Origin of the sequence: Halomonas citrativorans (assembly GCF_900163645.1) — a bacterium.
GTDB classification, from domain to species: Bacteria; Pseudomonadota; Gammaproteobacteria; order Pseudomonadales; family Halomonadaceae; genus Vreelandella; species Vreelandella citrativorans.
The window spans coordinates 13,590-27,968 of sequence record NZ_FUKM01000017.1 but is presented as its reverse complement, the minus strand read 5'-3'; the positions used below and the strand labels follow the sequence as shown (position 1 = coordinate 27,968).

10 protein-coding genes are annotated in these 14,379 nt (G+C 53.7%); 8 read left to right on the top strand and 2 right to left on the bottom strand.

Going from position 1 to position 14,379, the window contains the following annotated elements:
• Nucleotides 1–18: 18 nt before the first annotated feature.
• Nucleotides 19–2,121: a S9 family peptidase gene (locus tag CZ787_RS04535; RefSeq protein ID WP_087106880.1), complete on the bottom strand. Its 2,103-nt coding sequence runs from the start codon at nt 2,119–2,121 to the stop codon at nt 19–21.
• A 62-nt stretch (nt 2,122–2,183) separates the two neighbouring features.
• Between CZ787_RS04535 and CZ787_RS04530 the strand changes: the two genes are divergently transcribed.
• The 8 genes from CZ787_RS04530 (at nt 2,184) to CZ787_RS04495 (ending at nt 13,325) form a co-directional block, all read left to right on the top strand.
• Nucleotides 2,184–2,609 carry a hypothetical protein gene (locus CZ787_RS04530; RefSeq protein WP_087106638.1) on the top strand — a complete coding sequence of 142 codons (426 nt, stop codon included), beginning with the start codon at nt 2,184–2,186 and terminating at the stop codon, nt 2,607–2,609.
• Nucleotides 2,610–2,642: 33 nt separating this feature from the next.
• Nucleotides 2,643–3,422: a class II glutamine amidotransferase gene (locus tag CZ787_RS04525; RefSeq protein WP_087106636.1), complete on the top strand. Its 780-nt coding sequence runs from the start codon at nt 2,643–2,645 to the stop codon at nt 3,420–3,422.
• Nucleotides 3,423–3,682: 260 nt separating this feature from the next.
• A complete protein-coding gene (locus CZ787_RS04520) occupies nt 3,683–5,368 on the top strand; it encodes an AMP-binding protein (protein ID WP_087106633.1) in 1,686 nt (561 codons plus the stop codon).
• A 169-nt stretch (nt 5,369–5,537) separates the two neighbouring features.
• Nucleotides 5,538–9,542, top strand: a complete 4,005-nt coding sequence (gene hrpA, locus CZ787_RS04515; RefSeq protein WP_087106631.1) for an ATP-dependent RNA helicase HrpA — start codon at nt 5,538–5,540, stop codon at nt 9,540–9,542.
• 112 nt (nt 9,543–9,654) lie between these two features.
• Complete coding sequence (locus tag CZ787_RS04510; protein WP_087106629.1) at nt 9,655–10,776, top strand: beta-ketoacyl-ACP synthase III; 1,122 nt, start codon at nt 9,655–9,657, stop codon at nt 10,774–10,776.
• Between the two features lie 47 nt (nt 10,777–10,823).
• Nucleotides 10,824–11,618, top strand: a complete 795-nt coding sequence (locus tag CZ787_RS04505) for a VacJ family lipoprotein (protein ID WP_087106627.1) — start codon at nt 10,824–10,826, stop codon at nt 11,616–11,618.
• Between the two features lie 8 nt (nt 11,619–11,626).
• The gene (locus CZ787_RS04500; protein ID WP_087106625.1) at nt 11,627–12,817 is read left to right on the top strand and encodes a PP2C family protein-serine/threonine phosphatase; all 1,191 of its coding nucleotides are present in this window, start codon (nt 11,627–11,629) and stop codon (nt 12,815–12,817) included.
• Nucleotides 12,807–13,325 carry an STAS domain-containing protein gene (locus CZ787_RS04495; RefSeq protein WP_087106623.1) on the top strand — a complete coding sequence of 173 codons (519 nt, stop codon included), beginning with the start codon at nt 12,807–12,809 and terminating at the stop codon, nt 13,323–13,325. The genes CZ787_RS04500 and CZ787_RS04495 overlap by 11 nt, the downstream gene beginning before the upstream one ends.
• A 90-nt stretch (nt 13,326–13,415) precedes the next feature.
• Here the strand turns inward: CZ787_RS04495 and tal are convergent, their stop codons facing one another.
• Nucleotides 13,416–14,354 (bottom strand): transaldolase, encoded by a 939-nt coding sequence (gene tal / locus CZ787_RS04490; protein ID WP_087106620.1) that lies wholly within the window; start codon nt 14,352–14,354, stop codon nt 13,416–13,418.
• Nucleotides 14,355–14,379: the final 25 nt, after the last annotated feature.

The following is a 14,379-nucleotide window of genomic DNA, read 5'->3' as shown; positions in this document are numbered from 1 at the left end:
TTTAAAACAGTGGGCTGCTTAGATGGCGCTGTCCTTGAAATCGGCGGCTAACCCCAATGCCCAAAGGATAAACGCGTCTTGTCTGGCGGTATCTTGCCACGCTTTAAATCGGCCGGATGCACCGCCATGCCCGCTGCTCATATCGGTATGCATCAAAACAGGGGCGCTGCCTAGCTGCTGCTGAGTGACTTGCGCGTAATATTTGGCAGGCTCCCAGTAGCTCACCCGTGTATCAAACCAACTGCCTTCAATCCAAAGCGCGGGATACTCCTGGGCCGTTATATTGTCCATGGGCGAGTAGTGACGAATGCGTTCGGCCACTTCGGGTGTTTCGGGGTTTCCCCATTCGCTGTACTCAGCGGTGGTTAGGGGAAGTTCGGGGTTTTGCATCGTGCGCAAGACATCCAAAAACGGCACATCAAGCACAGCGGCACAAAAAGCCTTGGGAGCACGATTAACACACGTGCCGACCAATAAACCGCCAGCGCTGGCGCCGTAAGCGGCTACTCGCGCAGGATCACTTACCCCGCATTCCACCAGCGCATCCCGCGCGGCCAGAAAGTCGTTAAAGCTATTCTCTTTATGCGCCATTTTACCCTGCAAGTACCAGGGTTCACCCCGCTCGCCACCGCCGCGCACATGAGCAACCGCAAACGCGGCGCCGCGTTCAAGTAACTCCAGGCGGGCAATGGAAAACCACGGGTCAAGCGCTTCCCCGTAAGCACCGTAGCCATAAAGCAGCGTGGGTAATGGCTCGCCGACCAGGTCCGCACGCATCACGATAGAGACCGGTACTTGCTCACCGTCTGCGCTGGTGGCCCATATCCGGCGGCTTACCAACTGCTCCGGTGTTAAACCACCATAAACGGGAACGCGCTTAAGGAGTGTTCGCTCGCCACTGGCAAGATCAAGTGCAAACCAACTGGGGGGCTGTGTAAAGGACTCCTCGCGTAAGCGTAATTCCTGGGTGTCAAAATGCGGGGCATCTTCCAGTAATTGGGAGCAAGGTTGCTCTGGCAGGCCAAGGTAGTCGTCAACCAAACGGTGATGCTGTGCATCCAGCACCCAGCGACGCAGCACTACCTGCGCTTGGGTATGGTCGCGCTCTGCGATAATCAGCCCCCAGGAAAACGCGTCAATACCTTCCAGTGTGGTGTCATCGCGCGGCGCGATAAGCGGCTGCCAGCGTGCTTCAGGGTTGCCCAGGATAGGTTCGTCCAGGAAATCGAGCTGAAAATGCGCGCTTGCCTGGTTATGGACGCGGTAAAAGGTGCCTGGCCGGTGATCAATCGTGTACTCAACGCCTGATTGACGGGGCTGCACACAGAGTGGCACGGCCGATGGCTGATGCGCGGGCAGCGCGTAAATCTCGTTGGTATCTTTCGAGCCGCTTTCAATCAATAACCACTGGCGCGAGCGGGTTTTGCCGATGCCCAGCCAAAACTCGGGGTCCTTTTCACGCAGCACCAGGGTAGGCGCTGAGTGCTTCTCAGGTGCGTTAAAAGGGAGCGATACTTGCCAAATACTGTCGGGGCGTTGGGTCGCATCAAACCGGGTAAAAAAGAGGGTTGCCGAGCTTGCTGTCTGGTCTTCAGCCCAACACAAGCCCGCGCCAATATCGCTGAGCAGAGAGATAGGCTCGCCGCTGGGCAGCAATTTTATCCAAAGCGTGTAGCGCTCGTCTCCTTGTGTGTCCTCTGTCCAGGCGAGCCACTGCTCGTCAGGAGAGAGTGCCATATCGCCCATGTCATAAAATTCTTCATCCGCAGCACGGGCTTGAACATCAAAAAAACATTCACGCTGTGCCGGTTGCCCGTTTGGGAAACGCCACCAGCGAGGGTAATCATCGTCGGCGCCGGTCTCGCTCCAGAACGTAAAGTGGTCAAGCGCTGTCTCAAGACTGGTGACGGCAAGCTCACGGCGCGCAAGATGGCTTTTATAGAGCGTTTCGGCCAGCGGAGCTAGTGGCGCAAACCATTGGGCCTGCTGCTGGTTGGCGGCTTCTAAAAATGCGCTAACATCAGGCGAATCTCGTGCTTCCAACCAGTGCCATTTGGGATCATTAGCGCGATAATAGCGCGCGACGGGTGAGCCTGCGAGCGTGTCTGGCTGTGCTTTCATAAATTGATAGGTACCATAGCGGGAAATTAACGTCGGGTGCATGCACCCACATGAGGGGTATTATGCTGTTTACAGGTTCAATGTCACAGCTGTGGCTAAGTTATTACGGTATTTCGCTGCTGGTCGTCATTGCCATCTATTTTGCGGTGGCGTTTCTACCGCGTTTGCCACGCCTGGTGGTGACGTGGGGAATGGCGGGCGCTATGTGGACGCCAGCGATGTTTCGTCTACCGCTAGTAGAAGAAGGTGAGTTCTATACCGGTTGGGCGCCTGCGGCGATGGTGGCCGCGGTTGGTTTTCTTGAGCATAACGTTAATGCACTGCGTGGCAGCCTGTTGTGCCTGGTCGCTGGGATTGCTATTGGTGCAGCGATAGGCATTGCTCTCTGGTGGTGGCGTCGGCCGCCAAGTGCGCCGCCCGCCAAGCGCGTGAAGCAGGAGGAAGAAGACCCACAGCCTACGCGTCGCCGCGAACCTGTTATTGGTTAATGCAGATAATGAAAAGCGGAAGGAGGCGCTGTTATGTGTGAGCTGTTAGGGATGAGCGCGAACGTCCCGACCGATATCTGCTTTAGTTTTTCAGGCTTTTTACATCGTGGTGGCGGCACTGGGCCGCACCGCGACGGGTGGGGTATCGCTTTTTATGAAGAGGGCGGGTATCGCGAATTTCGTGACCCGCATCCTTCTGTCAACTCGCCCATCGCGCGGTTAATCTGCGACTATCCGATTAAATCAAACGTGGTGATTAGCCATATCCGCCAGGCAAACGTTGGCTGTGTGCGCCTGGCGAATACTCATCCTTTTACGCGTGAAATGTGGGGGCGCCCTTGGTGCTATGCGCATAATGGTCAGCTAAGCGAATGGCAATGCTTACCGTTGGGGGTGTACACGCCGGTTGGCAATACCGATAGCGAGCATGCTTTTTGTTGGCTAATGGGGCAGCTGCGAGAAGCTTTTCCAGCGGCCCCGGCATCTCCCGAACCCTTGTGGGAAATTCTGCACGCACGATGTGAACAGCTACGCACGCTGGGCGTGTTTAACTTGCTGCTGTCCGATGGGCAATATCTTTATACCTACTGCTCAACAAAGCTTGCGCATATTACCCGGCGAGCACCCTTTGGTGATGCCGAGCTTTCTGATGCCGAACTCACGGTTAATTTTGCCGAGCACACGACACCCAGTGATGTGGTTTCTGTTATAGCCACCGAGCCGCTAACCCACAATGAAGCCTGGCGCACTATGGTGCCCGGCGAGCTTTTAGTTTGGCGTGAAGGAGAAATCGAGGCGCGTTATTGTCCATAAGGAACTGTCCGTAAGAACCGTCCATAAGAACTGCTCATAAGAACTGTCCATAAGAACTGTCCATTACGCTACATTGTTACGTAGACATTCAGAAAAGATGGGAGGAAAGTTAAGGGTGCGGCCCTCTATCGGCTAAAGTTGAAACATAAGTTTCAATCGATCGTTTTACAGCATGTCTGGGGTCGTATATCGTTGGTCCTCTTGCCTCGCGACAATAACAAGGTCGGTTATCACATCGACATGGATAGCGGAGATTGCCCATGAGCGAACACGCCACAGCGCCTATTTTACGCGGCCCAGCGCTTGAAGGGATGGATACGTACGACTCTGTCACAGATGTTTTTCACGCGGCTGTAAGCCGATATCAGCAAAAGCCTGCTTTTAGCTGCATGGGCAAAACGCTTACTTTTGCTGATCTTGATCGTCTTTCAGCAGACTTTGCCGCTTGGCTTCAGCACGAGACTGATTTACAGCCAGGCGACCGGATCGCCATTCAGCTGCCCAATGTCTTGCAGTTCCCCGTGGCGGTGTTTGGCGCAATGCGGGCAGGTCTGGTTGTGGTAAATACCAACCCGCTTTACACCGAACGGGAGATGACCCACCAGTTTAAGGATTCTGGCGCCAAGGCAGTGTTGATATTAGCCAATATGGCTAAAAAGCTTGAAAACGTCGTTGATAAAACCGATATCAAACATGTGCTGGTCACCGAGCTGGGAGACCTGCACGGCCTGCCCAAACGGTGGTTGATTAATGCGGTCGTGAAGCATGTGAAAAAGATGGTGCCTGCCTACTCGCTGCCTACCGCGTTAAGCTTTCGTGATGTTTTGAAAAAGGGCGCTTCTTTAAATCACACTGAGGTAAGCCGAGAACAGGATGATTTGGCCGTGCTGCAGTACACCGGCGGCACAACCGGCCTGCCAAAAGGGGCGATGCTAACCCACCGCAACTTGATTGCCAATATGCTGCAGGCGCGTGCCGCTATTGGTACGCATCTAAACGCGGGCGAGGAGTTAGTAATAGCACCGCTGCCGGTTTACCACATCTACACCTTTACAGTTAACTGCCTGTTTTTAATGGAGTCGGGCAATCATTCGCTGCTGATTACCAACCCCCGCGATCTGGATAGCTTTATAAAAGAGCTTAAAGGGCTAAAGTTCACAGCGTTTATTGGCTTAAACACGCTGTTCAATGCGCTGTGTAATCGTGACGACTTTAAGCAGCTCGATTTTTCCCATCTAAAGCTGACTATTTCTGGTGGTATGGCGCTAACAAAGGCCGCCGCCCAGCGTTGGGAGCAAACGACGGGTTGCCCAGTTGCTGAAGGGTATGGGTTGACAGAAACCTCGCCAATTGTGAGCTTTAACCCAACCGATGCTATTCAGCTGGGTACGATCGGTAAGCCCGTTGCAGGCACTTCGGTAAAAGTAGTGGATGCTAATGGTAATGATGTGGCTCTGGGCGAGCCGGGCGAGCTTTGCGTGCAGGGCCCTCAAGTGATGAAGGGATACTGGCAGCGCGACGATGAAACCCGTAACTCCATTGATGAGGATGGCTGGTTCCATACCGGTGATATCGCTGTGCTTCAGGACGACGGCTACATCCGCATCGTTGACCGCAAGAAGGATATGATTCTGGTGTCGGGCTTTAACGTCTACCCCAATGAGGTGGAAGACGTGGTCGCCGCCCACCCGGATATTATCGAAGCAGCGGTAGTCGGTGTGCCGGACGACGACGCAGGTGAAGTCATCAAGCTGTTTGTCGTCTCCAAAAACAGTCAGTTGGATGCCGAAACGCTGCGCAGTTGGTGCAAAAAAGAGCTAACCGGCTATAAAGTGCCCAAGTTCATCGAGTTTCGTGACGAGCTGCCCAAAACCAATGTGGGCAAAGTATTACGCCGTGAACTGCGCGATGAAAACAAGCCTGCGGCCAGTGAGGCAGATCGTTAGTGGAAGCGTCTATAGTGACGAAAATAGATAACGCACTGGTTAACGATTACGCCACCGGTTAGGCGTCGCGTTGGTGAAAGCGTTACAATATTCGGCCCGCTCGTGTAGCGGGCCGAATAGTTATTTGCCCTACCGATAATCCATTGGTACATCTGCTTTTCAATAACGAATGGAAACCGAGCCTAACGTGACCACCGATATGCCCTCTGATCTTACCGATAATCAACGCCTGGCTAAGCTTAATGAAACCATAAGCAACGTTATGCTGCGTGATGCCCAGCGTCTTGAGCGGCGCGTAGCAGGGCTGGCGCGTCGCCTGCGCGACAACAAGCCGATTGGTCACGGTTTGCATGAGGTGCAGCGCGATATTCACCGGGCACAGCAAGTGTTTAACCAGCGCGAGGCTTTGAAGGTGACCTTTAACTATCCGGCTGAGTTGCCGGTGGTTGAGCGTCGGGAAGATATTTTAAACGCCATTCGTGACCATCAGGTGGTGGTAGTGGCGGGGGAGACCGGGTCGGGAAAAACGACTCAGCTCCCCAAAATGTGCCTGGAGTTAGGCCGTGGACGTAAAGGACTTATCGGCCATACACAGCCGCGGCGTTTAGCGGCGCGCAGTGTTGCCGGGCGGCTGGCCGAAGAGCTTGAAGTGCCGCTTGGTGAGCAGGTGGGCTATCAGGTACGTTTTACGGATCAAAGTAGCCCCACCACGCTAGTGAAGCTAATGACCGATGGTATCTTGCTGGCTGAAACCCAGCACGATCCCTTGCTGCTGCGCTACGACACCATCATTATTGATGAGGCTCATGAGCGCAGCCTGAACATCGATTTTCTGCTGGGCTATTTAAAAAGGCTGTTGCCTAAACGTCCTGACCTTAAAGTGATTATTACCTCGGCAACCATTGATGTTGATCGTTTTGCCGCGCATTTTGGTACGCCTAAAGCACCCGCGCCTGTCGTTGAGGTATCAGGACGCACGTATCCGGTCGATGTGCATTATCGCCCTTTGGTACGTGATGAAGAAGATGAAGAGGATCGCACCTTACAGGAAGGGATTTTGCACGCCGTTCTCGAAATCGAAGCCATCGAGCGCGAAAAAGGCTGGCTACATGGCCCCCGGGATGTTCTGGTATTTTTGCCGGGCGAGCGAGAAATTCGTGAAACAGCCGATACGTTACGCCGGGCTGATTTGCAAGGGACGGAAATTCTGCCGCTGTACGCACGTCTCTCCAATGAGGAGCAGAACCGGGTTTTTTCTGCCCACCGTGGAAGGCGCATTGTGTTGGCCACTAACGTTGCGGAAACCTCGTTGACGGTGCCCGGCATTCGTTATGTGGTGGACCCGGGGCTTGTCCGGATTAGCCGCTACAGCTATCGGGCAAAAATTCAGCGCCTACCGATTGAGCCGGTAAGCCAGGCGAGTGCCAATCAGCGCAAGGGGCGCTGCGGTAGGGTGGCAGAAGGGGTGTGTATTCGTCTTTACGACGAAGAGGACTTCGTCTCGCGTCCAGCCTTTACCGATCCTGAAATTCAGCGGACCAATTTAGCCTCGGTCATTCTGTCGATGCTGGCGCTAAAACTGGGTGATATTGAAGCGTTTCCCTTTGTAGACCCACCGGACAGCCGCTTTGTAAAAGATGGCTTTCGGCTACTGTTTGAGCTGGGCGCGGTCAACGAAAAGCATCACCTGAGCGAGTTGGGGCGAAAGTTAGCGAAACTACCCATCGACCCGCGCTTGGCACGAATGGTGTTAGCAGGTGCGGAGCGCGGTAGCCTGCGTGATGTTCTGGTGGTGGTGTCCGCGCTTGCCATTCAGGACCCGCGAGACCGTCCGGCCGATAAACGCCAGGCTGCCGATCAGGCGCACCAGCGCTGGCACGACCCGGACTCGGATTTTGTCGCGCTGCTCAACGTGTGGCACGGCATTGAGAATGCCCGCGAAGCATTATCCGGCAATCAGCTGCGCCGCTGGTGTCGCGAGCACTATATTAATTATCTGCGCATGCGTGAATGGCACGATACGTTCCGCCAGCTTAGGCAGTTGCTACGCGATATGCAGATCGATGTTCCCGCCCCGCTACCGCGCAATGACGAGGAGAGCGAAGAGCAGGCGCGTCAGGCCAGGCGCAAGACCTCAGGCAAGTTACACCAGGCGCTTCTTTCAGGCCTTTTGTCTAACCTGGGCACGGTAGTGGAAAATCGCGAGTACCTGGGCGCGCGTAACCGCAAATTCATGATTCATCCGGGTTCTGGGCTCGCGAAAAAATCGCCCAAGTGGCTAATGGCATTTGAGCTGATTGAAACCACAAAGCTGTATGCGCGCACCGTTGCCAAGATCGATCCCCAGTGGATCGAACCGCAGGCTCAGCACTTGGTGAAACGCAGCTATAGCGAACCTCATTGGGAACAAAAGCGCGCGCAGGTCGTTGCTTTTGAGCAAGTAACGCTGTTTGGTCTGCCTATTGTCGCGCGTCGGCGTGTGCACTATGGTCCGATTGCCCCCACAGAATCGCGCGAGCTATTTATCCGTCGAGCACTGGTTGAAGGCGAGTTTACGACGCAGGGCGCGTTTTTTACCCATAACCGCGCACTCATTGACGAAGTGGAGGCGCTTGAAGACCGCGCCCGCCGCCGTGATATTCTGGTCGATGAAGAAGCGTTGTTTGCGTTTTACGACGCGCGTATTCCTGACGACATCGTCAATGGTAAAGGCTTCGAGCACTGGCGCAAGCAGGCTGAGCGCCAGACGCCTGCGCTGTTGAATTTTGATCTGGATGCGCTGAAAGCGCGTGACGCCGCCGATGTCACCCAAGCGCAGTACCCCGATCATTTAACACTTGCCGGGGTGGCTTATCCGGTGAGTTATCATTTTGATCCCAACGCTGACGATGATGGCGTCACATTGACCGTACCTGCCGCCATGCTGCCTCAATTGCCTGTGCACACATTAGAGTGGCTGGTGCCTGGGCTTTTAAGAGAAAAGTGCATTGCGCTTTTAAAGTCGCTACCTAAAAGCATTCGCCGCCAGGTGGTACCCATTCCTGATTGGGCCGATGCAGCGTTGGAAACCCTAGTGCCCGATCAGCGCCCACTCACAGAAGCATTGGGCGAATTTATACGTCGACGTACCGCAACGCGTGTGCACCCGGATGACTGGCGGCTGGATCTACTCAATGCCCACCTGATTATGAACATTCGAGTCGTCAATCATGCTGGAGAGCTGCTGGGTCAAGGGCGTGATGTGAGGGCGCTGGAGCAGCGCTTTGAAGCGGCAGCCAGTGCCGGTGCCCAAGCGCTGGCCGAGCAGGCAAACCAGGCGCCTACGCTTGACGGCCTGCCTGAGGAGCCATTGCCTGATTCGCGTGTGACTACCCAAGCGGGCATTCGTGTTGAGGCCTACCCGGCGTTGGTGGCTGAAGCCAGTGAGTTTAAGGTCGCACTTTTTGATCATCCGGCAAAGGCATTGGCGGCGCATCAAGAGGGCGTTGCCCGGCTGGCAATTGCCAAACAGCCTGACCAGGTAAAAGCGATTAAGCGCCTACCCGGTGTTGAAAAATGTGCACTGTTGTTTGCCAAAGTGGGCAGCAAGCAAGCGCTGCTGGATGACCTGATGTTAGCCGTCTTTACTCGAGTAGTTGCCCAGCATCCTTTGCCGCGCTCATCGGCCGAGTTGAGCGCTCGCCTGGACGCTACCAAAGCAGAGTTGGTTGATTACGCGACTTCCCTGTTTGAACAGGTCGAGGCGGCGCTAAAAGGTCACTTGGCAGTGAGTAAAGTGCTTAAAGGAAAGCTCAATTTTGCGCTTGCCCTAGTGTATAACGATATCAGCGTACAGATGCAGCGGCTGGTCTATCCTGGTTTCATTCGTGATGCAGGCCAATGGCTGACAGAGTATCCTCGTTATACCGAAGCCGCGCTCATCCGCCTTGAAAAAGCCGCACGTGAGCGCGGGCGTGACCAGATGCTGATGCATGACGTTCAGGCCCTTGAAACTCGCTTTGATACGCGGCGTAAAAGCGAGCGCCGGGGGTGTGTTGAAGACCCCGAGTTGGTGGAATTTGGCTGGTGGATACAGGAGCTTCGCGTTTCCCTTTTTGCTCAGCAGTTAGGAACGCTCATGCCCGTATCGGCAAAGCGCCTTGAAAAGCGCTGGCAAGAAATAATTAGCGTTTAGAAGATGACTGGTAAATCCCGAAAATAACGCACACAGTAATATTAAGCGCGAGCCTTGGGCCTGAGTCTGAACAGCAAGCAATAGGGGCAAATGCCGCTTAGAGGAGATAGGCATGACAAACGTGGTGATAACCGGGACAGGGCTTTATACACCGGAACACGCCATTGATAATGCGGCGCTGGTGGCTGCATTTAATACGTGGGTGGATAACGAAAATGCGCGTCATGCGGATGCGATTGCACGGGGTGAGCGTGAGCCGCTAGCCCACTCCAGCAGCGAGTTCATCGAAAAAGCCTCTGGTATTAAAAGTCGTTACGTATTGGATGCTTCAGGTATTTTAGATCCTGAGCGGATGTGTCCCCGGCTGCCATTACGTCAAAATGACGAGCCCTCTATTCAGTGTGAAATGGCCGTCTCTGCCGCACATCAAGCGCTGGAAAAGGCCCAGGTAGCACCTGATGACATCGAACTGGTGATTGTGGCTTGCTCCAATATGGAGCGTGCCTATCCTGCGTTAGCGGTAGAAGTGCAGCAGATGCTGGGTGCCAAGGGGTATGGATTTGATATGAACGTGGCTTGCAGCTCGGCTACGTTCGCCCTTGAATCGGCCGCTAATGCTATTGCGTCCGGCAGTATTAAGCGCGCCTTGGTGGTTAACCCGGAAATCTGTTCGGCACATTTAAACTTTCGAGACCGTGACAGCCACTTTATTTTCGGCGATGCTTGCACCGCTGTGGTCCTGGAAAACAGTGTCGATGCAGTGGCTGATGAGCGCTTTGAAATTATAGGTACGCGGCTTGTTACCCAGTTTTCCAACGCCATTCGTAATAATGCCGGTTTTTTAAACCGTGTGACGGACAGTGATCCGTTAGCAATTGATAAGCTCTTTGTGCAAGAAGGGCGGCGGGTTTTCAAAGAAGTATGTCCCATGGTAGCCCAGTTGATTACAGATCACTTGACGTCGTTGGAGCTATCGGGAAGCGATCTCAAAAAAATGTGGCTGCATCAGGCTAATCGCCATATGAACGATCTTATCGCTCGCAGGGTATTGGGTTTTGAGCCCAGTGAGGCGCAAGCGCCCATCATTTTAGATCGCTATGCCAATACAAGCTCCGCAGGCTCCATTATTGCCTTTCATTTGCATCATGAGGATATGGTGGAGGGCGACATTGGTGTGATTTGCTCCTTTGGAGCAGGCTACAGCGCAGGTAGCGTCGTAGTTCGACGTCAGTAACAGTGCGACGTCAGTGACAGTACGTTAGTTTTTGAAGAGGAATGACCATGCAGCGGTTGTTAGCCAAGCAAGCCCCCACTTTTTCACTGCGTAATGCAGCCCTACCTGCTGTGCTGCTTATCACCATGGCGGCTAGCGGTTGTGCCAGCACGCAAATGTCTCAAGATGCGAATCCGGATGATCCGTGGGAGGGCTTTAATCGCCGCGTTTTTGCCTTTAACGATGTCGTTGATCAGTATACGTTGAAGCCGGTAGCCCAAGGGTATCGCACGATTACGCCGAGCCCCGTACAAACCGGTGTCAGCAATTTTTTCTCCAACCTTGGAGAAATTCGTACGGCCATAAATAGTCTTCTTCAAGGAAAACCGGCTAACGCTGGGTTGGCAACATCCCGTTTTTTGATCAACACAACGGTGGGTATCGGTGGGTTGCTTGATTACGCGACGCTGATGGAGATTAACGCAAGCGACGAGGATTTCGGGCAGACGCTGGCGGCCTGGGGATGGGATGACTCACGTTATCTTGTCTTGCCGTTTTTGGGGCCCAGTACGTTACGTGATGCGACGGGTCGGCCTGCTGATATCATGACCTATCCCATCGTTTACGTGGATGATAACACCACCGAGTTTGCATTAAGCGCTCTCAATATTATTGATCGACGCGCCGCATTACTTGATCGGGAAAACTTGATTAGTGGTGATCGCTACAGCTTTGTGCGCGACGCTTATTTGCAGAGCCGCCAGTTTGAAATTAGTGACGGCGAGTTAGGCGATGACCCGTTTGCAATGGATGATTTTGACTTTAACGACAGCGATTTTAGTGACGACGATTTCGCCGATTGAGGCTTGATATGGATCATTCCAGGCAGCTGGTTGCGGTAATTGACGCGCCCGGTCCGGAGCGCGATGCGCTGGCAGAAGCCATCACGTGTGACGGTATGGGCGTATATGCTGCAGATAATATCGACTATCTTCCGGCAGAAACCGCTTTGATTGTTGCGCATGCGCACTCGGTGCCTCAGCAGCAGTGGTCGCAGTTGACGCGTCGCTTACCCACATTGGTGGTAAGCGACTCACGTCAGGATGCGGACCTGATCAAGGCGATTGACGTAGGGTTGGTGGACTATATCGTTCATCCTCTACGCCATGCTGAACTGCTGCGGCGAATGATTCGTAAGGCTATTGAACTCAATGAGTTAGCCATCGAGCGAGACCATGATAGAGAAAGACTCGCTGAATTAAACGAGAGCCTGGAGACACATCTGGCGCTGCTGCGCATGGACCAGCAAAGTGGGGGGCATATTCAGCGTCGGTTATTGCCTGCTCGCCCCAAGGTGATGAACGGCGTTTACTATGATTACTGGTTTGCGCCCTCGCTTTATCTATCCGGCGATTTTCTGGATTATCAGCGTTACAACGACCGTTACAGTGCGTTCTATTTTGCAGACGTTTCTGGGCACGGCGCATCCTCGGCGTTTGTGACCGTGCTGTTAAAGTATTTATGCAACCGTTGGCTGAATGAGTGGGACGGCCAAAAGCCTGAGTGCTTGGCGCCGGACTGGTTGGCCGCTATGAATCGAGAGTTGCAGGGGACCGATATCGGTAAACATGCAACGTTGTTTGTAGGCGTTATTGACCATCACTCTCATACACTTCACTATTCGCTCGGTGCGCAGCTGCCTATGCCTTTTTTGGTTGCGGGCGGCAAGCTCTCTCGGCTTGAAGGAGAGGGGATGCCAGTAGGTCTTTTCCCCGATATAGAGTATCCTTCGCTGAGCTGTGCTTTGCCGGCCGAATTTCGATTATGGCTGTGTTCAGATGGTGTATTGGAATGCTTGCCGGGTAAAACGCTCGACACGCGGATCAAGGAGCTTGAGCAATTAGTAAGCGAGAGTGTCACGCTTGAGCAGTTGCGCGAACGGCTAGCCAAAACAAGTGTCCTGCTTGCAGCAGGGGATACGGATGAGGCGAACCAGGAACGCGGTGCTTTACCCGATGATCTAACAATCATGATGGTGAGCGGATTTGGTCATGCTGATTGATGAAGGCCGTATTAAAGCGGCGTTCGACTCCGGTGTTTTTGTCTTAAAACTCTGTGGCGATGTGCGGTTAACGCTTTGTGCCACGCTGGATACCCAGGCACAACATCTTGCTGAAACGCCTGGATTACGTGCGGTAATGATTGATTTGCGTGAAGCGACCAACGTCGATTCAACGGCATTGGGCTTTCTTGCAAAGGTGGCGATGGCTGTAAAAGGGCGCTTGGCGCACCCGCCTACTATCATTGCGGATAATCCTGATGTTCGTAAAATGCTCGATGTTATGGGCTTTGCGCGTTTTTTTACATTGATGGAGGCGCCGCTTCAACAGCCGCCAGTGCTTAGTGATGCGCTTGTTGAGCTGCCTGAAGAGCCTGCGGATGAAGAAGGGCTGCGCGAGCGAATTCTGGAAGCGCATCGTATTTTAATGCACATGAATGAGCATAATCGCGAGCAGTTCCAGCCGTTGGTTGAGATGTTGGAAGCGCAGAATACAGAAGCCCACCATTAAAAAAGCCTCCCTGATAAAGGGAGGCTCCGACGACTGACAACCCCTCACTTTTGTGGGGGTTGTCGTTTAAGCGTGGCGCAATTTAATAACTTATGACTTTCGCAGTGTGCCGAGTAATGTTTCCAGCTCACGCTGGTCGGCCATAAACTTGCGAATACCTTCCGCTAGTTTATCAGATGCCATTTCATCTTCATTCATGGCCCAACGGAAATCGCTTTGAGTTAATGGCTCGTCCGCTGAGCTACTCGCGCCCATCGGCGTTAGCTGGCGAGTTAGTTCACCCTGCTGTTCATCCAACTCGGTAAGCAATTTGGGCGAAATGGTCAGACGGTCACAGCCTGCCAAAGATACAATCTCGCCGATATTACGAAAGCTTGCGCCCATTACAATGGTGGCGTAGTTATGGCCCTTATAGTAGCTGTAAATCTGTTTGACAGACTGTACGCCTGGGTCATTGTTACCGTTAAAATCGGCTTCAGGCTGACGAGATTTATGCCAATCGAGGATGCGCCCGACAAACGGCGAAATCAAAGTGACGCCTGCATCGGCACATGCTTGAGCCTGAGCAAAACCAAACAGCAGCGTGAGGTTGGTACGGATGCCTTCACGCTCAAGCTGCTGCGCTGCCTGAATACCCTCCCAAGTGGAGGCCATCTTGATTAATATGCGTTCAGGACCCACGCCCTTTTGGGCATACCGCTCGATCAATGAGTGCGCGCGCGCAATAGTGGCATCACGGTCAAATGAAAGCCGAGCGCTTACTTCGGTGGATACGTAGCCGGGCACCAGTTCACTAATCTCACTGCCAATCTCGACAGCCACGCGGTCAACCGCATCATCAATATCCTTGCTTTCCTTGGCAATAGCGGCCAAGTGGGCGCGGCGCTGCTCTTGCTGAGCGGCCTGCAGGATGAGTGAAGGGTTCGTCGTTGCATCTTGTGGCGCAAAACGTCGGATGGCTTCAAGGTCGCCGGTGTCGGCGACTACCGAGGTCATTTCTTTAAGCTGTGTTAGCAGGCTAGTGGCCATTCATTACTCCTTGCGTCGTTAGTCC